The sequence below is a fragment of the Microbacterium sp. K24 genome, assembly GCF_004794465.1.
Taxonomy (GTDB): domain Bacteria; phylum Actinomycetota; class Actinomycetes; order Actinomycetales; family Microbacteriaceae; genus Microbacterium.
Genome location: NZ_SSDJ01000090.1, coordinates 38604 through 64137 on the forward strand (window position 1 = coordinate 38604; position 25534 = coordinate 64137).

Consider the following 25534-nt stretch of genomic DNA (forward strand, 5'->3'; position numbering starts at 1 on the left):
GTCAGGCCCTCGGGTCCGGAAGAAGCGAGCCGTCGCGCTCGAAGTCCGCGATCTGCCCGATCCGACGCACGTGCCGCTCTTCGCCGGAGAACGGCGTCGCGATGAAGCGATCGATCAGGCCGGTGACCTCGTCGTACGTGTGCTGTCGCGCACCGATCGAGATGACGTTCGCGTCGTTGTGCTCGCGGGCGAGTTCTGCGGTCGACAGATTCCAGACCAGGGCCGCGCGAACGCCCTTCACCTTGTTCGCCGCGATCTGCTCGCCGTTTCCGGAACCGCCGAACACGATGCCCAGCGCTTCGACACCGGCCGCCTGGTCGGCGACGACGGCTTGAGCGGCACGGATGCAGAAGGCGGGATAGTCGTCCACCGCGTCGTAGACGACCGGACCGTGGTCGACGACGTCATGCCCGGCGGCGCGCAGATGGTCCTGCAGCTGCGTGGAGAAGTCGAGACCGGCGTGATCGGTGGCGATGTGGATGCGCATGGATCCCATCCTAGAAGCGACGGGAGGTCGGCGGGATGTCAGGGCGCGACACCCGCCGCGGCGGGCTTGAACCCGGCGCGGATGTTCTCACAGCACCCCGGACGACACACGTCGAAACCACCGGGAAGCGACGTCACGTGGGCGCGCTGCTCGTTCGGACGGCCCTGCAGGCGTTCCTCGATGAGATCGACGATGCCGGCGACGAACGAGGGCGAGACCCCGGGCGTCGGCGTGCGGGTGAAGGCGAGACCTGCTTCTTCGGCAGCCTCGGCGGCTTCGGTGTCGAGATCCCACAGCACCTCCATGTGGTCGCTCATGAAGCCGACCGGCACGACCGCGACCGCCTTGCGGCCGCGGGAGGAGAGCTCGCCGATCACGTCGCAGACGTCGGGTTCGAGCCACGGCTGCGACGGGGGGCCCGAACGGGACTGGTAGACGAGCTCCCAGGACACGTCCGCCGCTGCGGGCACGGTCTCGCGCACGCGGTCCATGACCCAGGCGGCCACGGCGAGATGCTGGGCCGCGTAGGCACCGCCCTCGCCCCACTCGATGTCGCGTGCACCGGAGCGCTCGGCGTCGGCCGTCGGGATGCTGTGGGTGGAGAAGAGGATCTGGATGTCGGCCGCGGCGATGCCGTCGGCGAGGAACCCCTCGACCGCTTCGCGCACGCCCGTCTCGAAGGCCTCCACGAAACCCGGGTGATCGTAGAACGGGCGGATCTTGTCGATCGTGACCGTCTCGCCGAGACCCGTGTCCTCGAGGATCCGGGCGAAGTCCTCGCGATACTGGCGGCAGCTGGAGAACGAGCTGTAGGCGCTGGTCGCGAACGCGAGGAGCGTGTTGTGCCCCTGCGCCGAAGCCTCGGTCACGACCTCCTCGAGGTACGGGGCCCAGTTCCGATTGCCCCAGTAGACAGGGAGGTCGATGGCCCGCGCGGCCAGTTCGGCCTCCAGGGCCTCCTTGAGCACACGGTTCTGGCCGTTGATCGGGCTCACACCGCCGAAGTGACGGTAGTGGTGGGCGACCTCTTCCAGCCGCTCGTCCGGGATGCCGCGGCCTCGCGTGACGTTGCGGAGGAAGGGGATCACGTCATCCTGTCCCTCTGGACCGCCGAACCCCGCCAGCAGGATGCCGTCGTAGGCGACCGGGGTCGTCACGAAGGGTGCGCCGCTCGATGCGGCGGGCGAAGCAAAGGGAACGGCGTTCGGCTCGGTCACAGTCACCCCTCCATCCTTTCACCTCTGCGGAGCGAGAGCGGCCGTTCGCTCTGGCGTAGGCTGTCATGGTTGCCGTCGGCGCCAACTGTGCCCGACCCCGGCGACATCCCCTCACCCCTGGGAGTAGATCTGTGCCTGGAGAGAACCTCACCCGCATCGAAGCGCAGGAGCGCCGCGACGTCATCGACACGCAGTCGTACGAAGTCGCCCTCGATCTGACCAAGGGCGCCGAGGTTTTCGGTTCCCGGAGCGTCGTGCGCTTCACGGCGACCCCGGAGAGCTTCACGTTCATCGACCTCATCGCTCGCGAGGTGCGCGAGATCTCCCTGAACGGAGAGCAGCTCGATCCGGACGAGGTCTTCGCCGATTCCCGCATCGCCCTTTCGGGTCTGCAGGCCGAGAACGTGCTGGTCGTCGACGCCGACTGCCTCTACACGAACACGGGCGAGGGTCTGCACCGCTTCGTCGACCCCGTCGACGGCGAGGTCTATCTGTACTCGCAGTTCGAGGTGCCCGACTCCCGGCGGGTGTTCGCCGTCTTCGAGCAGCCCGATCTGAAGGCCACGTTCCAGTTCACGATCACCGCGCCGTCGGCGTGGAAGGTCGTGTCGAACTCCCCCACTCCCGAGCCCATCGTGCATGACGACGACGTCACCGCCACCTGGGGCTTCGAGCCGACTCCGCGCATCTCCTCCTACATCACCGCCCTCGTCGCGGGTCCGTACGAGTCGACCTTCTCCGAGCTCACCAGTGCCTCCGGACGCGTGATCCCGCTCGGGGTCTATGGCCGCAAGAGCCTGTGGCAGCACCTCGATGCCGAGTACATCTTCGACAAGACCCGCGAGGGCTTCGCGTACTACGAGTCGAAGTTCGGCGTGCCGTACCCCTTCGCCAAGTACGACCAGCTCTTCGTCCCCGAGTTCAACGCGGGCGCCATGGAGAACGCCGGCGCCGTCACGTTCACCGAGACGTACGTGTTCCGCAGCAAGGTCACCGACGCCGTCAAGGAGCGCCGCGTCGTCACGATCCTGCACGAGCTGGCGCACATGTGGTTCGGCGACCTCGTCACGATGAAGTGGTGGAACGATCTCTGGCTCAACGAGTCGTTCGCCGAATGGGCGTCGACCATCGCGACCGCCGAGGCCACCGAGTGGACCGAGGCCTGGACCACGTTCAACGCCATGGAGAAGACCTGGGCCTACCGCCAGGACCAGCTCCCCTCGACGCATCCGATCGTCGCCGAGATCAACGACCTCGAGGACGTGCAGGTCAACTTCGACGGAATCACCTACGCCAAGGGCGGGTCGGTCCTCAAGCAGCTCGCCGCATGGGTGGGCATCGACGCGTTCTTCGGTGGCGTCTCGCAGTACTTCCAGAAGCACTCGTGGGGCAACACCGAGCTGAGCGACCTCCTCTCCGAGCTCGAGGCCACCAGTGGCCGTGACCTGAGCACGTGGTCGAAGAAGTGGCTCGAGACAGCCGGCGTCAACACGCTCGAGCCGGTCATCGCCGAGGGTGGCGACGGCAAGATCTCCCGGTTCGCGGTGACGCAGACAGCGCCGGCCGACTATCCGACCATCCGTCCGCACCGCCTCGGCATCGGCTTCTACACGCTGACCGACGGCTCTCTCACGCGCACGCACTATGTCGAGGTCGACGTCGACGGCGACCGCACCGAGGTGCCGGAGCTGCAGGGCATCGCCCGGCCCGACCTCGTGCTGCTCAACGACAACGATCTCGCCTACGCCAAGATCCGCCTCGACGAGAAGTCCCTGGCGACGGCGATCGCCCACCTCGCCGACATCCATGACCCGCTGGCGCGTTCGCTGGTGTGGGGTGCGGCCTGGGACCAGACGCGCGACGCCGAGACGCCGGCATCCGCCTACATCGACCTGGTGCTCGGCAACATCGGCCGCGAGACGGAGTCCACCACCGTGCGGACGACGCTCGCGCAGCTGCGCAGCGCAGCGACACTGTACGTCACACCGGCCGATCGCGAGTCGGCCCGCCTGAAGGTCGCCGATGGGCTCTGGGCACTGGCTGAAGCGGCGGAACCCGGCAGCGACAGCCAGCTCCAGTTCGTCACCGCTTTCGCGAACGCCCTCGTCACGCCGGAGCACGCCGGAATCGTCGGCCGCCTGCGCTCCGGTGAGGAGACGCTCGCCGGGCTCGAGATCGATGCCGACCTGAACTGGCAGCTGCTCGTCGGGCTCGCGACCATCGGCGCGACCGATGCCGCCACCATCGACGCCGCTCTCGCCGCCGACAACACTGCCAAGGGCGGTGAGTTCGCCGCTCAGGCGCGCGCCGCTCTGCCCGACTCCGCCTCGAAGAACGCGGCCTGGGCGTCGCTCATCGAGCGCGACGACGCACCGAACACGATCGTGCGATCTGCTGCACTCGGTTTCGTGCACCCGGACAGTGCTGCGGTCCTGGGTGAGTTCGTGCCGAAGTACTTCGACATGCTGATCCCGATCTGGGAGTCGCGGACCTATCAGATCGCGCAGTACCTCGTGGTCGGTCTGTTCCCGACGGCACTGGCGGACGTCGCGCTGCGCGACGCCACGCGCGGCTGGCTCGCAGCGAACCAGGATGCCGCTCCGGCGCTCCGCCGCCTCGTGCTGGAGAACCTCGCGGATGTCGAGCGGGCACTGGCCGCTCAGTCGCGCGACGCCGACGACTGAATGCTCTGCGAGAGGCTCAGCGCCCGGCAACGGGCGCTGGGCCTCTCGTCGTACCCAGCCCGCGCAGAGGCCTGATCGCTAGGATCGGGGGTGATGATGATCCCCTTCGAAACCACTGATCCGCCCGCTGTCGTTCTTCCCGTCTGGTGGACGGACCTGCTCGTCCTTCTCGGCAAAGTCGGCATGAAGGCGCTCACCGTCGCGATCATCATCGTCAGCTGCATCGTGATCGGCTTCATCCTGCGCGTCGTCATCCGCCGCGTCGTGCACCGCATCGTCGACACCGCGAAGAACAAGGCCGCCGTCGACGACACGCAGGCCCTCGAACGATCGCCGCTCGCCGACATGCGGCTGGTCCAGCGCACGCGCACGCTCGGCTCGATCCTGCAGAACATCGTGAACGTGATGCTCGTCGTGATCGCGCTCGTGCTCGTCGTCAGTGCCCTCTCGCCGGGACTCCTCGGCTCCCTGACGCTCCTCACCGCGGCCGTCGGCGCCGGTCTCGGCTTCGGGGCGCAGAACATCGTCAAGGACGTGCTGAACGGCATGTTCATCGTCGCGGAGGACCAGATCGGCATCGGCGACGTCGTCGATCTCGGTCTCGCGAGCGGCGTGGTCGAGTACGTCAGCGTGCGCATCACGCAGGTGCGAGATGTCAACGGCACGCTCTGGTACGTGCGCAACGGCGAGGTCACCCGCATCGGGAACATGTCCCAGGGATGGGCACGCACCATCATCGACATCGGCGTGCCCGCCGACTCCGACCTGGAACAGGTCGAGCACACGATGCTGGAGACGGCGCAGGGGCTCGCGAAGGACCCCAAGTGGCGCACGCGCATCGTCGAGAAGCCCGAGCTCTGGGGCCTCGAGTCGATCGGCGGCGATGCGCTGGTCGTCCGCGTGGTCGTCAAGACGCGCGCGAACGCGAAGGACGATGTGGCGCAGGAGCTGCGCCGGCGGCTCCGCACCGCCCTGCTCGAGAAGGGCATCGCCGTGCCCAGCCTGGTCGATGTCGTGCCGACGGGGCTCGACGGCGCGCGTCGCGTCCGCGGAGCGAATCCGCCCCGCACCCGTCCGAATGCGGTCACGGGCGTGCCGGTCATTCCCGACCGCGGCATCTGGCGGCGGAAGAAGCAGACCGACGACGGGAGCCCCCAGAAGTGACGTTCTACGACGAGGTGGGAGGGCACGAGACGTTCGCGAAGATCGTCTCGGTCTTCTATCGCGAAGTGGCCCTGGATCCGGTGCTGAAGCCGATGTATCCCGAGGATGATCTCGGTCCGGCCGAGCAGCGGCTGCTGATGTTCCTCGAGCAGTACTGGGGCGGCCCAACCACCTATGGCGACACACGCGGCCATCCTCGCCTTCGCATGCGGCACATGCCGTTCCGCGTCGATCCGGACGCCCGCGATCGTTGGCTCCGTCACATGCGGACCGCTGTGGACGAGGCGCAGTTGTCGCCGCTCCACGAAACGACGCTCTGGGACTACCTGGAGCGCGCGGCCTATGCCATGGTGAACACCATGGAGCCGTCGGGCATCGGCACCACCTCTGGCGGGCGCCCGACGCTCGAGACCCGATCACGTCAGGAATCAACGGAGACCTCATGACGACGACGCCCCTGTCCGCAGATGTCCTGGTGATCGGATGGGGGCTGTCGGGGCTGGTCGCCGCCGCCGAGGCCCTCGAGGCAGGGCGTCGCGTCATCATCGTCGACCAGGAGCCGCGCACGAACCTCGGCGGGCAGGCCTGGTGGTCGTTCGGCGGTCTGTTCTTCATCGATTCGCCCGAGCAGCGGCGGATGGGGATCAAGGACTCGCTCGAGCTCGCGACACAGGACTGGTTCGGCAATGCCGCGTTCGACCGTCCGGAGGACGAGTGGCCGAAGCGCTGGGCGGACGCCTATCTGCAGTTCGCCGCCGGGGAGAAGCGCTCCTGGCTGCGCGAGCGCGGTGTCGGATTCTTCCCCGTGGTCGGCTGGGCCGAACGCGGCGGATACGGGGCTCTCGGACCGGGCAACTCCGTGCCGCGCTTCCACATCACCTGGGGAACCGGTCCCGGAATCGTCGCGCCGTTCGCGGCTGCCGTCGAGCAGGGCGAGCGCGAAGGGCGGCTCACGGTTCTCCCCCGCCACCGCGTCTCCGAACTCGTCGTCACGGACGGTACGGTGACCGGCGCGCGCGGCCAAGTGCTGGCGACGAGCGGTGCCGTTCGGGGCGTCGAATCGTCGCGCGACGTGATCGGCGACTTCGAGATCGGCGCGGGAGCCACGATCGTCTCGTCCGGCGGCATCGGCGGGAACCACGACCTCGTCCGCGCGGCGTGGCCTTCGCGGCTCGGCACCCCGCCCGAGCACATGCTCACCGGTGTCCCGGCGTACGTGGACGGCTCCATGCACGGCGTCAGCGCAGCCGCCGGAGCACGTCTGATCAACGGCGACCGGATGTGGCACTACGTCGAAGGCATCACGAACTGGGATCCGGTGTGGCCGTCGCACGGCATCCGCATCCTGCCGGGGCCGTCATCGCTCTGGCTCGACGCCACCGGCAAGCGCCTCCCGGTACCGCTGTTCCCCGGCTTCGACACGCTCGGCACGCTCGCGCACCTGCGAACGACAGGGCACGATCACTCGTGGTTCGTGACGTCGCGGAGCATCGTCGAGAAGGAGTTCGCCCTCTCCGGCAGCGAGCAGAATCCCGACCTCACCGGCAAGGACGTCGGGCTGCTGCTCAAGTCCCGCCTCGCCAAGGGGCCGACCGGACCGGTGCAGGCGTTCCTCGACGAGGGCGAGGACTTCATCGTCGAGAGCGACCTGGAGTCGCTTCTCGAGCAGATGCGGCAGCATCCGGGCGGGGAGCTGCTCGACATCGACAACGTCCGCCGCGAGGTCGTCGCCCGCGATCGCGAGATGGACAACGACTTCACCAAGGACGCCCAGATCGGGATGCTGCGGTCGATGCGGACCTATCGCGGCGACAAGCTCATCCGCACGGCCGCCCCGCATCGTCTGCAGGACCCGGCCGCCGGCCCTCTCGTGGCCGTCAAGCTGCATGTGCTCACCCGGAAGTCGCTGGGCGGTATCAATACCGACCTGGACGGCCGGGCGCTCGATGCCAGCGGCGAGCCGATCTCTGGTCTGTTTGCGGCCGGCGAAGCCAGCGGGTTCGGTGGTGGCGGTGTGCACGGGTATCGCGCGCTGGAGGGCACGTTCCTCGGTGGCTGCCTCTTCTCGGGTCGACAGGCCGGCCGCGCGGCCTCACGCTGAGCGCGGCGCGACGGGCCCGAGAACGCGATAACCGAATCGGGTCAGCCGGCGGCGCGCGTGTCGCGGACGGCCGTCAGGCCGGATGCCACCGGTCCGCGTGCGAGGACGTGCCCGCGGCGGAATGCCAGGCGAGACCATCGTCCTGAGCGCATCACGGGGACGTCCTCCTCTCCGGAGATGAAACCCATCGCGTCGGCGGCGAAGGCGATACCTCGGGGAAGGCCGTCGAGCTCGTCGTCCGGTTCGCCCCAGATCGCCGCACGGAGTGCGCGGACCGCCTCTTCGCCTGAGCCCGGTGTGGCCCCGCGTGCGACGGCGGAGATGCCCCACTGGGCGCGCTGTGCGACCATGGCGGCGGGGAGGGCCGATTCCGGCTTCCAGTCCCCTCGAGGAGGCGCTATGCCCGCCCACGCCGGCGAGAGACCCGTCTCGGGAAGGTTCAGGCGCAGCGGATCGTCCGATGCGGTGAGCTGGTCGACGACGATGTCGCATTCGAGTTCGGGGTCGGCGTGCACGATGCGCATCGCGAGAACGGTCGGGGTGTTGTCGAACAGGCCATGCGGCGCGAGAGCGGCCGTCGTCAGCGCCAGGACGCCGTTCGACGCCTGGAGCCGCACTCCGTCATCCGTGATCCTCGTCGCCCGCCCGACGAACGTGAGGACGTCTTTCGCCGTGTCGGCGTCGGCGAGGAGGAGGTGATGCGGCACGCGTTCTAAACTACCAACGGACCGGTGCCCACGGTCGCGGAGAGGAATCGATGAGCCCGGAAGACCACGCCGTCCAGACCGTCGAGCGGCTGCTCGAGGTGCTCGATCTCGACTTCACGCAGGCCCGTACCACCGAGGACATCTTCACCGGGGCCTCGCATCCCATGCCGAGCGGTCGGATCTACGGCGGTCAGGTCCTCGCGCAGAGTCTCATCGCGGCGGAGCGCACGTTGCCCGAGGACCGCGCCGTCCACTCGATGCACGGTTACTTCCTGCGGCCGGGAGACGCCGGCCAGGGGATCACGATCGCCGTGGACCGCATCCACGACGGGCGATCCTTCTCGACGCGGCGTTCGCAGGCCTACCAGAACGGAGTGCCGATCTTCTCGATGATCGCGTCGTTCCAGGACCACGATCCGGGTGTGGAGCACGCCGAGCCGATGCCCGACGGAATCCCGGCGCCGGAGGATCTCGCGCCGGACGAGGACAGGGTGCAGGGCCTCCCGGACGGGACGGCGCGGATGCTGAGCGAGCGAGCCGCCGACATCCGGCACGTCGATCACCCGCTCTACCTGCCGAGCGATGACGCGCACGTCGCCAGGCAGGCGGTCTGGATGCGTCTGCGCGCTCCCCTCCCCGACGATCAGAGGCTGCACCGCGCTGCGCTCGCCTACCTGAGCGACATGACGATCCAGGAGTCGATCCTGCGCGCTCACGGCGTCTACTGGGCGATGCCCGGGCTCAAGGTGGCGAGTCTCGACCATGCGATGTGGTGGCATCGCCCGGCGCGTGTGGACGAGTGGCTGCTCTACGTCCAGGAGTCGCCGAACGCACGCGGCGGTCGCGGCCTCGCGACGGGGCGCATCTACTCGCGCGAGGGCGGTCTCGTCGCCAGCGTGGCGCAGGAGATCATGATCCGGGTGCCGGAGGCCTAATCCGCCAGGAGCGCGCGGAGGATGGTCGCGTAGCGAAGCAGGAAGTCGCGCTCGTCGAGCTTCTTCCGTCGAAGCCACGCGGTGACCTCGCTGTTGCTCTTGCTGGCGTTGCACGAAGCGCAGGCGGGCACGACATTCTCGATCGTGTAACGCCCGCCGCGCGAGATGGGCATGACGCAGTCGCGCTGAAGCCGGCCATCATCGTGTGAACGACAGTAGGCGCACCCTCCCCAAGCGGCCACGATATCGACCCACTGTGAAGCGGTGAGGTCGTTGTCCACGCGGTCCAGCCGGCCTTTGCGGCGCTTCGCGTATCGGGCCCGCGCAGCCTTCGACGGTCCGGCTGCGGGGAACCTGCGTCGTGTGGGCACGGCTCGACGGTACCGCGCCGACCAGCGGTCTCCCCCGACCTCCTGCCGCGTGGCGGAGGAGTCCGTCAGCGGACACGCGCGGTCATGGGCGTCACGGGTGTGCGGAGGCTCAGCGGTGGGCGTACTCGATCGACGGGCCGACGAAGGGCTCCCAGGCGTCGCGCATCTCCTGCGTCAGTCGGGTCGGGCGGCCGCTCGCGGCGTCGACGAGGACGATGATGGCGGTGGATCGGGCGTAGATGGTCCGTGGTTCGGCCGCGGGATCGTTGTGGACCTCGTAGCAGACCTCGACGCTCGAGCCGCCGAGCTTTCCGAACCACATCTGCACCTCGAGCGGACGGCGCTGGTAGGGCACGGGCGCCAGATACTCGATCTCCTGACGCGCGATGAGGGTCAGGATGCCTTCGTCGATCCCGGAGTCGAGCACGGCCGTGGTCGGCGCGTCTTCCCCGGGGCCGGCGCGCCAGAACGCCCGCACCCGTGCCTCCTCGAGCAGCTTGAGCATCGAGGTGTTGTTGACGTGGTTGAACGCATCCAGATCGCCCCAGCGGAGGTGGATCGGGATGTGGAGGCGCGGCGCGGACATCAGTCGCGCGTGAGCTTCCGGTGAGTGGAACGGTGCGGCTTCGCGGCGTCCGGACCGAGGCGATCGACCTTGTTCTCCTCGTAGGCCTCGAAGTTGCCCTCGAACCAGTACCACTGGCCGGGGTTCTCGTCGGTGCCCTCGTAGGCGAGGATGTGCGTCGCGATGCGGTCGAGGAACCACCGGTCGTGGGTGATGACCACGGCGCAGCCGGGGAACTCGAGCAGTGCGTTCTCGAGCGAGCTCAGGGTCTCGACGTCGAGGTCGTTGGTGGGCTCGTCGAGGAGCAGCAGGTTGCCGCCCTCTTTCAGCGTGAGAGCGAGGTTGAGTCGGTTGCGCTCACCACCGGAGAGCACACCGGCCTTCTTCTGCTGGTCGGGACCCTTGAAGCCGAACTTCGAGACGTAGGCGCGCGACGGGATCTCGGTCTTGCCGACCTGGATGTAGTCGAGCCCGTCGGACACGACCTCCCACAGCGTCTTGTTCGGGTCGATGTTCGCGCGCGACTGGTCGACGTAGCTGATCTTGACCGTCTCACCGATCTTGAGGTCGCCGCCGTCGAGCGGCTCGAGTCCGACGATCGTCTTGAACAGCGTGGTCTTACCCACACCGTTCGGTCCGATCACGCCGACGATGCCGTTCGGGGGCAGGTTGAAGCTGAGACCGTCGATCAGCACGCGGTCGTCGAAGCCCTTGTGCAGCTTCTTCGCGTCGATGACGATGCCGCCCAGTCGCGGGCCCGCCGGGATCTGGATCTCGTCGAAGTCCAGCTTCCGAGTCCGCTCCGCCTCCGTGGCCATCTCCTCGTAGCGGGCGAGACGGGCCTTGGACTTGGTCTGGCGACCCTTCGCGCTGGAGCGCACCCACTCGAGCTCCTCCTTGAGGCGCTTGGCGAGCTTCGCGTCTTTCTTGCCCTGGACCTCGAGGCGCTCGCCCTTCTTCTCCAGGTAGGTCGAGTAGTTGCCCTCGTAGCCGATGAGACGACCGCGGTCGACCTCGGCGATCCACTCGGCGACGTGGTCGAGGAAGTACCGGTCGTGGGTGATCGCGATCACGGCGCCCTTGTAGGCCTGGAGGTGCTGCTCGAGCCAGAGCACGCTCTCCGCGTCGAGGTGGTTGGTGGGCTCGTCGAGCAGCAGCAGGTCGGGCTTCTGGAGCAGAAGCTTGGCGAGAGCCACGCGGCGCTTCTCTCCACCCGAGAGCGGTGCGATGGCTGCATCGGCCGGCGGAGTGCGCAGTGCGTCCATCGCCTGGTCGAGCTGCGAATCGAGGTCCCACCCGTCTGCGGCGTCGATCTCCTCCTGGAGCCCGCCCATCTCTTCGAGAAGCGCGTCGAAGTCGGCGTCGGGATCGGCCATGAGCGCGGAGATCTCGTTGAAGCGGTCGACCTTCGCCTTGATGGCGATGCCGTCCTGGATGTTCTCGATCACCGTCTTCGACTCGTCGAGCTCGGGCTCCTGCATGAGGATGCCGACCGTGAAACCGGGAGACAGCTTCGCCTCGCCGTTCGACGGCGTGTCGAGGCCCGCCATGATCTTGAGGATCGTCGATTTTCCGGCGCCGTTCGGACCCACCATGCCGATCTTGGCGCCGGGAAGGAATGCCATGGTGACGTCGTCCAGGATGAGCTTCTCGCCCACTGCCTTGCGTGCACGCACCATCGAGTAGATGTACTCAGCCACCGAAAACCGCTCCTTCTGTTGGCGTCGAAGATCGACACTCCAGCCTACCGGCCCTCTGCTGTGTCACCAGTCGATGGGACGAGTGGTGCCGACGAGGCAGCGTCCTTCTGCCAACTGCGGCATCACCGCGGTGACGACCTGGCCGATCGATGGTCCGACCTGGCCGACGAGGCACTCGTCGTCACCCCATCGCACCGAGAACAGCAGGCTCTCCGCCGTGTTGCCGACGGTGGAGACGTCCTGCGTCACCTGCATGTCCGCCCGGTCGAACCCCGCCGCGATCAGAGCGTCGATGTATGCGCGACCCACTCCTCGCTGGTCCGTCGCCCACACCGATTCAGAGACGCTCGTGAAGACCGGGAGGTTGTCCTCGGCGGTCCCGTCCGGCAGCAGCTCCGGCGCCGCGGGTGCCGTGGAGTCCGGGGACGGCGGGGCCTCTGCCGACGGCGAAACGGACACCTCCGGACCGGGCCCGCAGGCGGAGAGCGCGAGCAGCGCGGCTGCGAGAGCCACGAGAGAGGCGGCCGTACGGGGCGCCGCAGAGACCGGTCGACGAAGCACGTGCCGAGTCTACGGGTCGGAGACGCACACACCGCCACGCCGACCGGTCCGTGCTCCGTCCGGGTGCGGGATCTCTCAGTGCACCGTGACGGGCGCGCCCGCACTGCCGGCCGGCGCTTCCGCCCAGGACAGGTCGAGGTCGGACAGCTCGCCGTCGCCGTCCGCATCGTCCTGCGCATCGTCGTCGGGGTGCGCAGCGTCGTCCGGGTCGGCCGTCCGCTGATCCGGCGCCGACCCGGAGGCTGCGGCATTCGTCGTTCGACTCCGGGGTAGGAAGGCCGTGGTCCCCCAGCGCAGATCGTGTCCGATGGCTTCGGCGATGATGTCGACGCTCGTGCCCTGCTTGCCGTTGCTCTCCCACGTGCGGATCCGGAGACGACCGGTCACGATGACGCTGTCGCCGGTTCGCAGCGAGGCCTTGGCGTGTTCGCCGAGCTGCCGGAACGCCGCGACCGAGAACCAGTTCGTGTCGGAGTCCGTCCAGGACTGCGTCGCGTTGTCGAATCGGCGATGGGTGCTCGCCAGCCGGAAGTTCGTGACCGGGTCTCCTCCCCCGGTCTGACCCTGCGTCGGGTCGGTGGCGACTCTTCCCACGATTGTCACGGTGTCGTTCATGTCAGTCCTCTCGATTCCGAGTCGATTGCTCGGGTCGCCCCAGCGTGCTCCCTCTCACGGAGTCCCGAACGCCGGAAACACGCGAGCTGTGGAGGGAAATGGCAGATCCGCTCCGGTGCAGGAACTGTTCTGGAGTCCTCCCACGGAGCACCGTCGAGGGAATGTCGGTGGTCGGTCATATGTTCGAATCAGAAAGGAGTTCCGATGTCCGACAGCCTGACCACCTATCTGCCCGAGGTGCCGTACGCGACGCCTCGGCTCTCCTCCCCGCGCGAACACCTCGTCCGCGCAGCCGATCACCTCTGGCGCGTGCAAGACCGCACGGAGCGGCTTCTGGGCCACCTCCGCATCGTGGCCGACCCGCTGGGCCTCCGCTATCGCGCCGAGCGTCTGCACCTCGCGACCGGCACCTTCCGCCTCGTCGGCGAGTTCTGGCGACCCGACGATGCGGTCGCTGCGCTCCGCTACTCGTAGACGACGTCACGTGCCGAGGGAGTGCAGACGGATGCACGGAAAGAGTCGTGTGCCCCCGGCAGGATTCGAACCTGCGACCGGCGGATTAGAAGGCCGCTGCTCTTCCTCTGAGCTACGAAGGCGTACGTCTAGAGTATCGCCCTCGGCAGCCGATGTCGGGCCCGTCGATAGTATGGCGGAATGGTAACTGCGTCGGAGAACGATCGTCTCGTATGGATCGACTGCGAGATGACGGGGCTCGATCTCGCGGTCGATGAGCTCGTCGAGATCGCCGTCGTGATCACCGATTTCGAGCTGCGCCCCATCGATCCGGGCTTTCAGATCGTGATCCGTCCGAACGACACGGCCCTTGCCCACATGAACGACTTCGTCACCAAGATGCACGAGAAGTCCGGGCTCATCGAGGAGATTCCGCACGGCGTATCCCTCGATGAGGCCGAAGCACAGACGCTCGCGTACATCAGACGATTCGTGCCGCTCGAGCGCAAGGCACCACTCGCGGGCAACACGATCGGCACCGACCGCATGTTCCTCGCGAAGTACATGCCCCAGGTCGACCAGTGGCTGCACTACCGCAACGTCGATGTGTCCAGCATCAAGGAGCTCTCCCGCCGCTGGTACCCCCGAGTGTTCTTCCAGGCGCCGTCGAAAGATGGTGGCCACCGGGCCCTCGCAGACATCCTCGAGTCGATTCGCGAGCTGCGCTACTACCGCGAGGCTGTGTTCGTCGATGAGCCCGGCCCTTCGAGCGACGATGCGCGCGACATCGCCGCCCGTACCGTGTCGGAGTTCACCCCCAACATGTAATAGACTCATCTGGTTGCCCGCTCCGGTGGGCACATGGTGGGTATAGCTCAGCTGGTAGAGCGCTGGCTTGTGGTGCCGGATGTCGCGGGTTCGAGTCCCGTTACTCACCCCAGTGAAGAGGCCCGAATCGTCAGGTTCGGGCCTCTTCTGCGTGTCGGCGGCCTCTCCCCTGCGCTCTAGACTGAAAGCGTGTCACTCGCGGTCTGGTTCTCTCTCCTCACCGCCTCCGTCGTCATCAGCTTCACGCCCGGTGCCGGCGCGATCAACACGATGTCGAACGCGCTCAACCAGGGGTGGAGACGTTCCATCTGGGGCATCGTCGGCCAGCAGATCGCCCTCATCGTGCACGTGGCGATCGTGGCGGCCGGAGTCGGACTCCTGGTCTCGCGTTCGGACTTCCTGTTCACGGCCATCCGCTATGCCGGCGCCGCATATCTCGTCTTCCTCGGCATCCGGCTGATCCTGGCGAAGCCGTCCGAGATCGCGGATGACACGGTGGCGCCCGTTGATTCTCGAGAGAGCCACTGGTCGATGATCCGACGCGGATTCTGGGTGAACCTGCTCAATCCGAAGGCGATCGTCTTCTTCCTCGCCTTCATCCCCCAGTTCATCCGACTCGACGAGCCTCCCCTTCCGCAGTACCTCACCCTCATCGCGACCGTGGTCATCGTCGACGTGATCGTCATGTGGGGATTCTTCGCCGCGGCCGCCCGTCCTTTCCGTCGGCTGACTCGGTCGGTGCGTGGTCAGCGCATCCTCAACGCCGTGTTCGGCGTGCTCTTCATCGCCGTCGCCGCGCTGCTCGTCTTCCTGCATTGACGCAACCGTCCGGTCTCGGCCTCCGCCCCTAGGCTGGAGACGATGGACATGGATGCCGCAGCCTTCGAGGCGCTCGTGATCGACGAGCTCGACCAGCTGCCCGACGACATGGTCGACGGGCTGGAGAACGTCGTGTTCGTCGTGGAGGATCGCCCGGAGGACGGCACCCTCGATCTCCTCGGGCTGTATGACGGCCTCGCTCTGACCGAACGCACCCAGTACGGCATGGGCGAGCTCCCCGATCGCATCGTGCTGTTCCGCGAACCTCACCTGGCGGAGTGCGAGACCGAGTCGGAGCTTCGCGACGAGATCCACACCACTCTCGTGCACGAGATCGCGCACTTCTACGGTCTCGACGATGAGCAGCTCCATGAGATGGGCTGGGCATGAGCACTCCCGTCGCGATCCCGGATCTCGAGGAGGTCACCGATCTCAGCGCCGCTCCGCTCGAGCCATGGGAGGTCGTCGTCTGGAACGACCCCGTGAACCTCATGAGCTACGTCGTCCGCGTATTCCGGACCTATTTCGGATACTCCGTCGAGCGCGCGACAGCCCTCATGCTCGCCGTCCATCAGGACGGACACGCCATCGTCGCGACCGGCCCCCGCGAGACCATGGAGGTCCACGCTCAGGCGATGCACGACTACGGCCTGTGGGCGACGGTGCGGAAGGCGTCCGGATGAGTGCTCGCGACGTGGTCCTGTCCATCGCCGTCCTGGAGGGTGTGCATCTCGCACGACTCGTGGACGATTTCCGTGATCTGCTCGCCGAGCGCGAGACCGACGACTCCGCCGTGCAGCGACTGACACCCAGCGCCTATCCCGACGATCAGGATGCGGCCAGGGCGTTCGCCGAGAGCACCCGCGACGATCTTCTCGATCGCAGACTCACAGATGCATTGACCGTCCGCACTGCGCTCGCACCGTTCGACGTCGACGTGGAGCCGCTGTCCGAGGATGAGGCGCTGGCGCCTCGAGATCTCGTCATCGCCGAGGACGATCTCGACGCGTGGATGCGCACGCTCACCGCTATCCGCCTGGTCATCGCCGATCGGCTCGGGATCACCGAGGACGACCAGACCCATGAAGACGGCCGTGGCGACATCTACGACTGGCTCGGCTATCGTCTCGAACTGCTGATCCAGGCAGCCGACGAGCTGGACGAGCGCCGAGGCCGATAGCGGCTAGGGGACGTCGACGACCCGCGTCGCAAGAGCGCGAGGGTCGTCCCGCTCCACGTGGACGCGCTCCTGCGCCGCCCAGCGATCCCAATGCGGACGATAGGTCTCGCCGTCGCGCGCAAGAGCGCGCGCCTTGCGCCCGGTCTCGGCCGACTCCACCCAGATGCGCACGTCTCCGAGCCCGACGGTCGCCGGTGTCAGGAGCCCGCTGCCCTCGACGATGACACCGAGCGACGGGTCGACGGCGTGGCTCTCGGCCTCCGACTCCTGCGACCAGTCCCAACGCCGCCAGGTGCCGAGGTATCCGCGGCCATGCGGACGGAGGATCCCGTCGAGCGCCCGCTCGACGCCGGCATCGAGCCCGTCCCAGCCCGGGTACAGCGAATCCAGCGCGATCAGCTGGACCCGACCGACAAGGGGCCAGCGCGCGGCGAGGCGCGCGGCGAGAGACGACTTGCCCGCCCCGCTCCGGCCATCGATCAGCACGACCGGATTCGCCGCCGCCAGCGCGACGACGTCCTGAGCGATCAGCGCCGCGGCGTGGTCGAGAGCTGCCCCGACCGGATCGTCACTTCTTGAGTGCACGGATGATGCGCGAGAGAGCCCGTCCGGTGACCCAGACGAAGGGCACAGCCACGGCGAGCAGGGTGACGATGTTCGGCTCGAACCGCAGACCCTCTTCGCGACGCACGTACACGCCGACCGGGATGGAGACGCCGCCGCCGCCACCGCCCTCGCCGCCTTCCGCGCTGCCGCCGCCGAAACCGGAGTAGGTGAGCGACACCGGGGTGATGCTCACTCCGTCGACATCCTGCGGCTCGCCGTACGCGCTCTTCACGCCGAAGGACGCGATCTGATTTCCCAGTTCCAGTGCAATGTTCGGCATGGTCCCACGCTAGCCCACGATTCGCCGACGCGCGCGGTCAATCGACGCCGTGGGCTTTCGGATGCTGCGCGGCCCCTCGTCCGTCGCCTCGACCGATGTGGCGTGCCCGACTGATCGTGGCGGTGCCGAATCTCGCGACGGCTTCATCGACGGCTCCCTCGACCTTTCGCCAGTCCTCGTCGTCGTCCCAGAGCCCGAGGCCCCCGCCGCCGGCGGGTCGCAGGTTCTCCGCACGGACTCCCAGCAAACGGACGGGATCGCGACGCTCGATCTGCTCGAAGAGCGTCTGCGCGGCCTCTCCGATCCGCTGTCCGACGGCAGACGGCTCGCTCAGCGTCTGGGAGCGGTTCAGCGTGCGGAAGTCGTCGAAGCGCACCTTGATCGAGACGGTCCCCGCTTCCCACTCCGCACGTCGCAGCCGCGCCGCGACCCGATCGCCGAGGCGAAGCAGTTCCGCACGGAGGAACGCCCGGTCGAGGATGTCATGGTCGAAGGTCTCCTCATGGCCGATGCTCTTCTCGATGCGCTCGGTCTCGACCGTACGAGGATCCTCTCCCCGTGCGAGCTGTGCGAGGCGACCGCTGAGCGCCGGACCGACAGCACGCTCGAGCATCTCCGGCGAGGACTCCCGGATGTCCTTGATGGTGCGGATGCCGCGGGCTTCCAGCGCCTCGGCGGCCTTCGGCCCCACGCCCCACATCGCCCGCACGGGGCGCGACGCCAGGAAGTCGAGGGTGTCGGCGGCAGAGACCACCAGCATTCCGTCTGGCTTCGCGATCGTCGAGGCCATCTTGGCCACGTGCTTCGTGGCTGCGACGCCCACACTGCAGGTGATCCCCACCTCGTCGAGCACGCGCTCACGGATGAGTCCGGCGATCCGCGCGGGGCTCCCCCACAGCCGCCGGACGCCCTGCACGTCGAGGAAGGCCTCGTCGACCGACAGCGGCTCGACCAGCGGCGTGAACGACTCGAAGATCGCCATCACCTGCCGCGAGACCTCCTGATACCGGTGGAAGTGCGGCAGCACGATGCGCGCCGACGGGCAGAGCCGCAGCGCCTGCGCCACCGGCATCGCTGCATGCACCCCATAGCGACGGGCCTCGTAGGAGGCACTGGATACGACGGAACGACCGTCGGGTGCGCCGATGATCAGCGGGAGACCGCGCAGACTCGGGTCGTCGAGGACCTCGACCGCCGCATAGAACGCGTCCATGTCGACGTGCAGGATGCGGGTCCCCGTGTCATCGGCGTCGGTGGCGGATGTGATCTGCCCTCTGCCGTCGCCGTGTCCCATGTGTCCATTCTCTCCCGGACCTCAGACGCGGCGCCCCGAGGGGCTCAGCAGGCCTGCCGGCCTCCTGAGCCCTTCGGCGAAGCTACTGCGCGGCGCGCTCGAGGATGAGCTCGCGGACGCGCGCGGCGTCGGCCTGGCCCTTCATCGCCTTCATGACAGCGCCGATCACGGCACCGGCGGCCTGCACCTTGCCGTCCTTGATCTTGGCGAGCACGTCGGGCTGCGCGGCGAAGGCCTCGTCGATGGCGGCGATCAGCGCGCCATCGTCGGAGACGACGGCGAGGCCGCGCGCGTCGATGACCTCCTGAGGGGTTCCCTCCCCCGCGATGACGCCTTCGAGCACCTGCCGTGCCAGCTTGTCGGTGAGCGTTCCCGCGTCGATGAGCTGCTGCAGCGCCACGACGTTCTCGGGGCTGATCAGCTCGGCGGCATCCTTCTCCTGGGCGTTCGCGAGGCGGGAGATCTCGCCCGTCCACCACTTGCGCGCAGTCGCCGGCGTCGCGCCCGCGGCGATCGTGGCCGCGACCTCTTCGAGGACGCCGTTGTTGCGCACGTCCTGGAACTCGAGGTCGGTGAAGCCCCACTCGGTCATCAGACGACGACGTCGCGCGACGGGCTGCTCGGGCAGGGCCGCACGCAGTTCTTCGATCAACTCAGCGGCCGGTTCGACAGGGAGCAGGTCGGGCTCCGGGAAGTACCGGTAGTCATCGGCATCCGACTTCGGCCGCCCCGGCGAGGTGGTGCCGGTGTCTTCGTGCCAGTGCCGGGTCTCCTGCGTGATCGTGCCGCCGTCGGCGAGGATCTGCGCCTGGCGCTGGATCTCGTACCGGACGGCGCGCTCGACCGAGCGCATCGAGTTCACGTTCTTCGTCTCGGTGCGCGTGCCGAGCTTCTCGGTGCCGCGCGGACGGAGCGAGATGTTCGCATCGCAGCGCAGGTTGCCGCGCTCGAGCCGGGCCTCGGAGATGCCGAGACCGCGGACGATGTCGCGGATCGTCTGAACGTACGCCTTGGCGACCTCCGGAGCGCGGTGCTCGGTCCCGGTGATCACCTTCGTGACGATCTCGACCAGCGGCACACCGGCGCGGTTGTAGTCGACGAGCGAGTACTCGGCTCCCTGGATCCGCCCGGTCGCCCCGCCCATGTGGGTGAGCTTGCCGGCGTCCTCCTCCATGTGCGCGCGCTCGATCGGGATCGTCACCACCGTGCCGTCCTCGAGCTCTACCTCGACGGAGCCCTCGAAGGCGATCGGCTCGTCGTACTGGGAGATCTGGTAGTTCTTGCCGAGGTCCGGATAGAAGTAGTTCTTGCGGGCGAACCGGCTCGACTCGGCGATCGAGCAGCCGAGAGCGAGTCCGAGGCTGATCGACGAGCGGATGGCGGTCTCGTTGACCACCGGCAGGGATCCCGGCAGGCCGAGGTCGACCGGCGCGATGAGCGTGTTCGGCTCGGCGGCGTGGTACTTCTCGTTGGCCGGGTTCGGCGCGTCAGAGAACATCTTCGTGTTCGTGTTGAGCTCGACGTGCACCTCGAAACCGAGGACCGGCTCGAACAGCTCGAGCGCCTTGTCGAAGTCCATGAGCTTGGCGGTGGCCATCAGCGGGTTCCTCCGGTCAGCTGGGGTGCGCGGGTGAGGAGCGGAGCTCCCCAGGTGTCGAGCAGCACGGTCTCGAGCGCCGCCCCGACCTTGTAGAGGCGAGCGTCCTCGCGAGCGGGTGCCAGGAACTGGATGCCGACCGGCAGCCCGTCCTCCTCGGCGAGGCCGCTCGGGATCGAGATGCCCGGGACGCCGGCGAGGTTCGCGGGAATGGTCGTGACGTCGTTCAGGTACATCTGCAGAGGGTCGTCGATCTTCTCGCCGATCTTGAACGCCGTCGTGGGAGCCGACGGCGTCGCGATGACGTCGACGTCGGCGAAGGCGTTGGCGAAGTCCTGCTGGATCAGCGTGCGGACCTTCTGCGCGCTGCCGTAGTAGGCGTCGTAATAGCCGGCCGACAACGCGTACGTGCCGAGGATGATGCGGCGCTTGACCTCGTCGCCGAACCCGGCGTCGCGGGTCGCGGACATCACGTCTTCGACCGTCGGGTTGCCGTCGGGCGTGACGCGCAGACCGAAACGGACGGAGTCGAACTTCGCCAGGTTGCTGGAAGCCTCGGCCGGAAGGATCAGGTAGTACGCCGCCACGCCGTACTCGAAGTGCGGCGCACCGATCTCGACGATCTCGGCGCCCTGCGCCTCCATCAGCGCGAGAGCGCTGCGGAACGAAGCGGCGACACCGGGCTGGAAGCCGCTGTCGGGCAGCTCCCGGATGACGCCGACCTTGAGGCCCTTGAGCACGTCGCCGCGGGCACCCTCGCGAGCGGCATCCGCGAAAGAAGGCCAGGCATCGCGGAGCGACGTGGAGTCCTTCGGGTCATATCCGCCGATGACGTCGTGCAGGAGGCCGGCGTCGAGCACCGTGCGGGTGACGGGACCGACCTGGTCCAGGCTCGACGCCAGGGCGATCGCCCCGTAGCGGCTCACGCCGCCGTAGGTGGGCTTGACGCCGACCGTACCCGTGACGTGCGCGGGCTGGCGGATCGAGCCGCCGGTGTCGGAGCCGAGAGCCAGAGGCGCCTCGAATGCGGCCACAGCGGCCGCGGAGCCTCCGCCGGAGCCGCCGGGGATCCGGTCGAGGTCCCACGGGTTGCGGGTGGGGCCGTACGCGGAGTGCTCCGTCGAGGAGCCCATCGCGAACTCGTCCATGTTGGTCTTGCCGAGCGGGATGAGGCCGGCCGCACGCGAGCGGGCGACGACGGTCGCGTCGTACGGCGAACGGTAGCCCTCGAGGATGCGGGATCCGCTCGTGGTGGGCTGATCGTCGGTGACGAGCACGTCCTTGATCGCCAGCGGGACACCCGCGATCGGACCCAGCTGCTCCCCCGCTGCGCGCCGGGCGTCGATGGCCTCGGCCGCCGCCAGAGCGCCCTCGTTCACGTGCAGGAAGGCGTGCACATCGCCGTCGACGGCCGCGATGCGGTCGAGGTGCGCCTGCGTGGCCTCCACGCTCGAGATCTCGCGAGAGGTCAGCTTGTCCGCGAGCTCCGCGGCGGTCAGGCGGATGAGGTCGCTCACTGCTCTTCTCCCAGGATCGCGGTGACGCGGAAGCGGCCGTCGGCAGCATCCGGAGCGTTCTGCAGCACCTGCTCGTGCGTGAGGGTCTCCCCCACCACGTCGGGACGGAAGACATTGCTCAGCGGAATCGGGTGACTCGTCGCGACGACGTCGGCGGTCGCGACCTCCGACACCTTGGCGATGTTGTCGACGATGGCATCGAGCTGGCCCGTGAGCCGCGTCACCTCGTCGTCGTTCAGCTGGATACGCGCGAGCACGCCGAGATGGCGCACGAGATCAGGGGTGATTTCAGACACGTCCCCAGTCTAGTTGGCGTCCTCGCGCGTCCCCTCCCGCGCGGACCCTCGCCCTTATGCTTGGGCACGTGAGCCAGTTCCAGCCTCCTCGCCCATGGGTCGCCAGCTATGCCGCCGGAGTCCCGGAAGACCTCGCACCCGTCGAGGGTTCGCTGATCGACATCGTCGCAGCGTCCGCCCGCGACTACCCGGAAGCCCCCGCCCTGCAGTTCTTCGGCAGGGAGACCAGCTACGCCCAGCTCCAGGACGCGATCGACCGTGCCGCTGCCGGCCTCCGTGATCTCGGCGTCCGGGCGGGCGATCCGGTGGCGATCGTGTTGCCGAACTGCCCGCAGCACATCGTCGCGTTCTACGCCGTGCTCCGCCTCGGCGCCGTCGTGGTCGAGCACAATCCGCTGTACACGCCGCGCGAGCTGCGCAAGCAGTTCGAGGACCACGGCGCGAAGCACGCGATCGTGTGGAACAAGGTCGTGAGCACTGTGCAGGAGTTCCCGGCCGATCTCGCCGTCACGAGTCTCGTGTCGGTCGACGTGACGCGGGCGATGCCCTTCGTCACGCGAGTCGCGCTGCGACTTCCGGTCGCCAAGGCCCGGGAGTCCCGGGCAGCGCTCACAGAGAAGGTGCGCGGCACGGTCACCTGGGATTCGCTCGTCGGTGCCGCACCGATCCCCGCATCGCATCCGAAGCCGTCGACGGACGACCTCGCGATCATCCAGTACACGTCCGGCACCACCGGCACCCCGAAGGGGGCATCGCTCACCCACCGGAATCTGCTCGCGAACGCGGCGCAGGCGAAAGCCTGGGTGCCGTCGATCCAGCGCGGAAAGGGGTGCGTCGTCTACGCGGTGCTGCCGATGTTCCACGCGTACGGCCTCACGCTCTGTCTCACGTTCGCGATGTCGATGGGCGCCCGCCTCGTACTGTTCCCGAAGTTCGATCCCGATCTCGTGCTCGAGGTCGTGAAGAAGCACCCGGCGACGTTCCTTCCTCTCGTTCCGCCCATCGCCGACCGGCTGCTCGCCGCCGCCCGGGCCAAGGGCGTGTCGCTCGACGGGATCGAAGTGGCGATCTCCGGCGCGATGGCCCTTCCGCACGAGCTCGTCGTGCCGTTCGAGGAAGCCACGCACGGCTACCTCGTCGAAGGCTACGGACTGAGCGAGTGCTCCCCGGTGCTGATGGCCAACCCGGTCGCAGCGCACCGCGTGCCCGGCACGGTGGGCCTGCCTCTTCCCGGCACCGAATGCCGAGTCGTCGACCCGGAGAACCCGACGGCAGACGTCCCGGACGGCTCTCCCGGAGAGCTCGTCGTGCGCGGACCGCAGGTCTTCGCGGGCTACTACGGCAAGCCGGAGGAGACGGATGCCGTGTTCATCGACGGGTGGTTCCGCACCGGCGACATCGTCACGATCGACGAGGCGGGCTTCATCCGGATCGTCGATCGCATCAAGGAACTGATCATCACCGGCGGCTTCAACGTCGCACCGACCGAGGTCGAGAACGCCCTGCGCCAGCATCCCCAGGTGGCGGACGCCGCGGTCGTCGGTCTTCCGAGCGAGCATTCCGGCGAGGAGGTCGTCGCGGCGATCGTGGTCGACGGCTCCACGGACGTCGACGTCGAGGCGATCCGCGAGTTCGCCCGCAGCATCCTCACCCCGTACAAGGTGCCGCGGCGCATCTTCGTGGTGGACGAACTGCCGAAGTCGCTGATCGGCAAGGTGCTGCGCCGCCAGGTGAAGGAGAAGCTGGTCGCACTGACCACGGGCTCCTGAGGACGCCCTCACAGGCGGCGAGACGGCCGGGGCGCTACCCTTGGGAAGTGACTCCTGAAGATGCAGTGCTGACCGACGCCCCCGAGGACTCCCCCGCGACCCCCGGATTCGAGGAGCTCGGCATCACCGGGCCCGTCCTCAAAGCGATCAAGGATCTCGGCTACGAGACGCCATCGCCGATCCAGGCCGCGACCATCCCGACTCTCCTCTCCGGCCGCGACGTCGTGGGCCAGGCGCAGACGGGAACGGGCAAGACCGCGGCGTTCGCGCTCCCCGTGCTCGAGCGCCTCGATGTGTCGCAGAAGATCCCGCAGGCTCTCGTGCTGGCGCCGACGCGCGAGCTCGCCCTGCAGGTCTGCGAAGCGTTCGAGTCCTACGCCTCGAAGATGAAGGGCGTCCACGTCCTCCCCGTCTACGGCGGCCAGGGCTACGGCGTGCAGCTGTCGGCACTCCGCCGCGGTGTGCACGTGATCGTCGGCACGCCTGGTCGCATCATGGACCACCTCGCCAAGGGCACGCTCGACCTCTCCGAGCTGAAGTACCTCGTGCTCGACGAGGCCGACGAGATGCTGAAGATGGGCTTCGCGGAGGATGTGGAGCAGATCCTCGCGCAGACCCCGTCCGAGAAGCAGGTCGCCCTCTTCTCCGCGACCATGCCGCCGCAGATCCGACGCCTTGCGCAGAAATACCTGCGCGAGCCCGAAGAGATCAGCATCAAGTCGAAGACCGCGACCGGCACGAACATCACGCAGCGCTACCTCGTGGTGTCGTACGCGCAGAAGGTCGACGCGCTCACCCGCATCCTCGAGGTCGAGAACTTCGACGGCATGATCGTCTTCGTCCGCACCAAGAACGAGACCGAGACGCTCGCCGAGAAGCTCCGCGCCCGGGGATACTCGGCCGCAGCCATCAACGGCGACGTCGCACAGGTGCAGCGCGAGCGCAGCGTCAATCAGCTGAAGGACGGCAAGCTCGACATCCTCGTCGCCACCGATGTCGCCGCCCGCGGCCTCGACGTCGAGCGCATCAGCCACGTCATCAACTTCGACATCCCCACCGACACCGAGTCGTACGTGCACCGCATCGGTCGCACCGGCCGCGCCGGACGCTCGGGGGATGCCATCAGCTTCATCACCCCGCGCGAGCGCTACCTGCTCAAGCACATCGAGAAGGCGACCCGTCAGCAGCCCGCGCAGATGGAACTCCCGAGCACGGAAGACGTGAACACGACGCGTCTCAACCGCTTCGACGACGCGATCACCACCGCCCTGTCGGAGACGAGTCGCATCGAGGCCTTCCGCGACATCGTCGCCCACTACGTGCGCCACCACGATGTTCCCGAGGGCGATGTCGCCGCTGCGCTGGCGGTCGTCGCACAGGGCGACAAGCCGCTGCTCCTCGACCCCGCGAACGATCCGCTGACCAAGGCGGTGGCGGCGGACAACCGGCCGCCTCGCGAGCGCGGCACCCGTGACGCACGCGAGCCGCGCACGGAGCGTCGCGGCCGCGGCGACTACACGGCGTACCGCATCGAGGTCGGCCGGCGTCACCGCGTCGAGCCGCGCCAGATCGTCGGCGCTCTCGCGAACGAAGGCGGCCTCGGTCGCGACGACTTCGGCGTGATCAACATCCGTCCCGACTTCTCGACCGTCGAGCTGCCCGCCAACCTCAGCCCGGCCGTGCTGGAGAAGCTGCGCGACACGCGCATCTCCGGCCGTCTGATCGAGATCAAGCCCGACCGCGGCCCCGGCGCGCGCCGCAGCGGACCGCGCGACGGTGCGGACCGCG

The 25534-nt window shown here is 68.0% G+C and carries 27 protein-coding genes and 2 tRNA genes; 14 read left to right on the forward strand and 15 right to left on the reverse strand.

Annotated features, from left to right (window positions below):
• Position 1 precedes the first annotated feature (1 nt).
• Positions 2 to 487, reverse strand: coding sequence for a ribose-5-phosphate isomerase (locus DW306_RS07435; protein ID WP_136054974.1), 486 nt, complete (start codon positions 485 to 487; stop codon positions 2 to 4).
• Between the two features lie 38 nt (positions 488 to 525).
• Positions 526 to 1710 (reverse strand): ferrochelatase, encoded by a 1185-nt coding sequence (locus DW306_RS07440; RefSeq protein ID WP_136054975.1) that lies wholly within the window; start codon positions 1708 to 1710, stop codon positions 526 to 528.
• Positions 1711 to 1835: 125 nt separating this feature from the next.
• Here DW306_RS07440 and pepN point away from each other — a divergent pair, with 125 nt between their 5' ends.
• From pepN to DW306_RS07460, 4 genes are all read left to right on the forward strand, one after another.
• Positions 1836 to 4388, forward strand: coding sequence for an aminopeptidase N (gene pepN, locus DW306_RS07445; protein ID WP_136054976.1), 2553 nt, complete (start codon positions 1836 to 1838; stop codon positions 4386 to 4388).
• A 93-nt stretch (positions 4389 to 4481) separates the two neighbouring features.
• Positions 4482 to 5552 (forward strand): mechanosensitive ion channel domain-containing protein, encoded by a 1071-nt coding sequence (locus tag DW306_RS07450; RefSeq protein WP_136054977.1) that lies wholly within the window; start codon positions 4482 to 4484, stop codon positions 5550 to 5552.
• Positions 5507 to 5998, forward strand: coding sequence for a globin (locus DW306_RS07455; protein ID WP_342670841.1), 492 nt, complete (start codon positions 5507 to 5509; stop codon positions 5996 to 5998). Before DW306_RS07450 ends, DW306_RS07455 begins: the two co-directional genes overlap by 46 nt.
• Positions 5995 to 7653, forward strand: a complete 1659-nt coding sequence (locus tag DW306_RS07460; protein ID WP_136054979.1) for an FAD-binding dehydrogenase — start codon at positions 5995 to 5997, stop codon at positions 7651 to 7653. The genes DW306_RS07455 and DW306_RS07460 overlap by 4 nt, the downstream gene beginning before the upstream one ends.
• A 41-nt stretch (positions 7654 to 7694) precedes the next feature.
• Here DW306_RS07460 and DW306_RS07465 read toward each other — a convergent pair whose 3' ends face one another.
• The gene (locus tag DW306_RS07465; protein ID WP_136054980.1) at positions 7695 to 8360 is read right to left on the reverse strand and encodes a hypothetical protein; all 666 of its coding nucleotides are present in this window, start codon (positions 8358 to 8360) and stop codon (positions 7695 to 7697) included.
• A gap of 50 nt (positions 8361 to 8410) precedes the next feature.
• Between DW306_RS07465 and DW306_RS07470 the strand changes: the two genes are divergently transcribed.
• On the forward strand, positions 8411 to 9295 hold the full coding sequence (locus tag DW306_RS07470) for an acyl-CoA thioesterase II (protein WP_136054981.1): 885 nt from the start codon (positions 8411 to 8413) through the stop codon (positions 9293 to 9295).
• Here DW306_RS07470 and DW306_RS07475 read toward each other — a convergent pair.
• The 5 genes from DW306_RS07475 to DW306_RS07495 form a co-directional block, all read right to left on the reverse strand.
• Positions 9292 to 9666: an HNH endonuclease signature motif containing protein gene (locus tag DW306_RS07475; protein ID WP_136054982.1), complete on the reverse strand. Its 375-nt coding sequence runs from the start codon at positions 9664 to 9666 to the stop codon at positions 9292 to 9294. The genes DW306_RS07470 and DW306_RS07475 overlap by 4 nt on opposite strands.
• Positions 9667 to 9775: 109 nt before the next feature.
• Positions 9776 to 10252: a thioesterase family protein gene (locus DW306_RS07480; protein ID WP_136054983.1), complete on the reverse strand. Its 477-nt coding sequence runs from the start codon at positions 10250 to 10252 to the stop codon at positions 9776 to 9778.
• Positions 10252 to 11931 (reverse strand): energy-dependent translational throttle protein EttA, encoded by a 1680-nt coding sequence (gene ettA, locus DW306_RS07485; protein ID WP_136054984.1) that lies wholly within the window; start codon positions 11929 to 11931, stop codon positions 10252 to 10254. The genes DW306_RS07480 and ettA overlap by 1 nt, the downstream gene beginning before the upstream one ends.
• Before the next feature lie 63 nt (positions 11932 to 11994).
• On the reverse strand, positions 11995 to 12492 hold the full coding sequence (locus DW306_RS21490; protein WP_205814116.1) for a hypothetical protein: 498 nt from the start codon (positions 12490 to 12492) through the stop codon (positions 11995 to 11997).
• Between the two features lie 75 nt (positions 12493 to 12567).
• Positions 12568 to 13107: a single-stranded DNA-binding protein gene (locus tag DW306_RS07495; protein WP_136054985.1), complete on the reverse strand. Its 540-nt coding sequence runs from the start codon at positions 13105 to 13107 to the stop codon at positions 12568 to 12570.
• A gap of 204 nt (positions 13108 to 13311) precedes the next feature.
• On the opposite strand from DW306_RS07495, the gene DW306_RS07500 reads away from it, so the two are divergent.
• Positions 13312 to 13581, forward strand: a complete 270-nt coding sequence (locus DW306_RS07500) for a hypothetical protein (RefSeq protein ID WP_136054986.1) — start codon at positions 13312 to 13314, stop codon at positions 13579 to 13581.
• Positions 13582 to 13631: 50 nt separating this feature from the next.
• Here DW306_RS07500 and DW306_RS07505 read toward each other — a convergent pair.
• Positions 13632 to 13703 (reverse strand) — tRNA-Arg (locus DW306_RS07505).
• A gap of 58 nt (positions 13704 to 13761) precedes the next feature.
• On the opposite strand from DW306_RS07505, the gene orn reads away from it, so the two are divergent.
• The 6 genes from orn (at position 13762) to DW306_RS07535 (ending at position 16387) form a co-directional block, all read left to right on the forward strand.
• Positions 13762 to 14388 carry an oligoribonuclease gene (gene orn / locus DW306_RS07510; protein WP_136054987.1) on the forward strand — a complete coding sequence of 209 codons (627 nt, stop codon included), beginning with the start codon at positions 13762 to 13764 and terminating at the stop codon, positions 14386 to 14388.
• A 36-nt stretch (positions 14389 to 14424) separates the two neighbouring features.
• Positions 14425 to 14500, forward strand: a tRNA-His gene (locus DW306_RS07515).
• A gap of 77 nt (positions 14501 to 14577) precedes the next feature.
• The gene (locus DW306_RS07520) at positions 14578 to 15207 is read left to right on the forward strand and encodes a LysE family transporter (protein ID WP_136054988.1); all 630 of its coding nucleotides are present in this window, start codon (positions 14578 to 14580) and stop codon (positions 15205 to 15207) included.
• A gap of 42 nt (positions 15208 to 15249) precedes the next feature.
• The gene (locus DW306_RS07525; RefSeq protein WP_136054989.1) at positions 15250 to 15597 is read left to right on the forward strand and encodes a metallopeptidase family protein; all 348 of its coding nucleotides are present in this window, start codon (positions 15250 to 15252) and stop codon (positions 15595 to 15597) included.
• The gene (gene clpS / locus DW306_RS07530) at positions 15594 to 15890 is read left to right on the forward strand and encodes an ATP-dependent Clp protease adapter ClpS (RefSeq protein WP_136054990.1); all 297 of its coding nucleotides are present in this window, start codon (positions 15594 to 15596) and stop codon (positions 15888 to 15890) included. The genes DW306_RS07525 and clpS overlap by 4 nt, the downstream gene beginning before the upstream one ends.
• Positions 15887 to 16387, forward strand: a complete 501-nt coding sequence (locus DW306_RS07535; RefSeq protein WP_136054991.1) for a DUF2017 family protein — start codon at positions 15887 to 15889, stop codon at positions 16385 to 16387. Before clpS ends, DW306_RS07535 begins: the two co-directional genes overlap by 4 nt.
• A 3-nt stretch (positions 16388 to 16390) precedes the next feature.
• Here the strand turns inward: DW306_RS07535 and DW306_RS07540 are convergent, their stop codons facing one another.
• From DW306_RS07540 to gatC, 6 genes are all read right to left on the reverse strand, one after another.
• Positions 16391 to 16972, reverse strand: coding sequence for a hypothetical protein (locus tag DW306_RS07540; protein WP_136054992.1), 582 nt, complete (start codon positions 16970 to 16972; stop codon positions 16391 to 16393).
• Entirely contained in the window at positions 16956 to 17273 is a 318-nt protein-coding gene (locus DW306_RS07545) for a hypothetical protein (RefSeq protein WP_136054993.1), read from the reverse strand. The genes DW306_RS07540 and DW306_RS07545 overlap by 17 nt, the downstream gene beginning before the upstream one ends.
• Before the next feature lie 37 nt (positions 17274 to 17310).
• Positions 17311 to 18567, reverse strand: a complete 1257-nt coding sequence (dinB, locus tag DW306_RS07550) for a DNA polymerase IV (RefSeq protein ID WP_136054994.1) — start codon at positions 18565 to 18567, stop codon at positions 17311 to 17313.
• Between the two features lie 82 nt (positions 18568 to 18649).
• Entirely contained in the window at positions 18650 to 20164 is a 1515-nt protein-coding gene (gene gatB, locus DW306_RS07555) for an Asp-tRNA(Asn)/Glu-tRNA(Gln) amidotransferase subunit GatB (protein WP_136054995.1), read from the reverse strand.
• A complete protein-coding gene (gatA, locus tag DW306_RS07560; RefSeq protein ID WP_136054996.1) occupies positions 20164 to 21681 on the reverse strand; it encodes an Asp-tRNA(Asn)/Glu-tRNA(Gln) amidotransferase subunit GatA in 1518 nt (505 codons plus the stop codon). Before gatA ends, gatB begins: the two co-directional genes overlap by 1 nt.
• The gene (gatC, locus tag DW306_RS07565; RefSeq protein WP_136054997.1) at positions 21678 to 21977 is read right to left on the reverse strand and encodes an Asp-tRNA(Asn)/Glu-tRNA(Gln) amidotransferase subunit GatC; all 300 of its coding nucleotides are present in this window, start codon (positions 21975 to 21977) and stop codon (positions 21678 to 21680) included. Before gatC ends, gatA begins: the two co-directional genes overlap by 4 nt.
• Before the next feature lie 56 nt (positions 21978 to 22033).
• On the opposite strand from gatC, the gene DW306_RS07570 reads away from it, so the two are divergent.
• A complete protein-coding gene (locus tag DW306_RS07570; protein ID WP_240747108.1) occupies positions 22034 to 23746 on the forward strand; it encodes a long-chain-fatty-acid--CoA ligase in 1713 nt (570 codons plus the stop codon).
• A gap of 65 nt (positions 23747 to 23811) precedes the next feature.
• Positions 23812 to 25534: DEAD/DEAH box helicase (locus DW306_RS07575; protein ID WP_136055007.1), on the forward strand; the 1723-nt coding region annotated here is incomplete at its 3' end.

What these genes read in the sequence shown, in the direction of transcription:
- DW306_RS07545 (WP_136054993.1), bottom strand. Translation starts at nt 17,273, where the DNA reads ATGCCGAACATTGCACTGGAACTGGGAAATCAGATCGCGTCCTTCGGC.
- DW306_RS07470 (WP_136054981.1), top strand. Translation starts at nt 8,411, where the DNA reads ATGAGCCCGGAAGACCACGCCGTCCAGACCGTCGAGCGGCTGCTCGAG.
- DW306_RS07535 (WP_136054991.1), top strand. Translation starts at nt 15,887, where the DNA reads ATGAGTGCTCGCGACGTGGTCCTGTCCATCGCCGTCCTGGAGGGTGTG.
- dinB (WP_136054994.1), bottom strand. Translation starts at nt 18,567, where the DNA reads ATGGGACACGGCGACGGCAGAGGGCAGATCACATCCGCCACCGACGCC.
- DW306_RS07570 (WP_240747108.1), top strand. Translation starts at nt 22,034, where the DNA reads ATGCTTGGGCACGTGAGCCAGTTCCAGCCTCCTCGCCCATGGGTCGCC.
- gatB (WP_136054995.1), bottom strand. Translation starts at nt 20,164, where the DNA reads ATGGCCACCGCCAAGCTCATGGACTTCGACAAGGCGCTCGAGCTGTTC.
- DW306_RS07525 (WP_136054989.1), top strand. Translation starts at nt 15,250, where the DNA reads ATGGACATGGATGCCGCAGCCTTCGAGGCGCTCGTGATCGACGAGCTC.
- DW306_RS07460 (WP_136054979.1), top strand. Translation starts at nt 5,995, where the DNA reads ATGACGACGACGCCCCTGTCCGCAGATGTCCTGGTGATCGGATGGGGG.
- clpS (WP_136054990.1), top strand. Translation starts at nt 15,594, where the DNA reads ATGAGCACTCCCGTCGCGATCCCGGATCTCGAGGAGGTCACCGATCTC.
- DW306_RS07435 (WP_136054974.1), bottom strand. Translation starts at nt 487, where the DNA reads ATGCGCATCCACATCGCCACCGATCACGCCGGTCTCGACTTCTCCACG.
- DW306_RS07495 (WP_136054985.1), bottom strand. Translation starts at nt 13,107, where the DNA reads ATGAACGACACCGTGACAATCGTGGGAAGAGTCGCCACCGACCCGACG.
- DW306_RS07500 (WP_136054986.1), top strand. Translation starts at nt 13,312, where the DNA reads ATGTCCGACAGCCTGACCACCTATCTGCCCGAGGTGCCGTACGCGACG.
- DW306_RS07450 (WP_136054977.1), top strand. Translation starts at nt 4,482, where the DNA reads ATGATGATCCCCTTCGAAACCACTGATCCGCCCGCTGTCGTTCTTCCC.
- DW306_RS07480 (WP_136054983.1), bottom strand. Translation starts at nt 10,252, where the DNA reads ATGTCCGCGCCGCGCCTCCACATCCCGATCCACCTCCGCTGGGGCGAT.
- orn (WP_136054987.1), top strand. Translation starts at nt 13,762, where the DNA reads ATGGTAACTGCGTCGGAGAACGATCGTCTCGTATGGATCGACTGCGAG.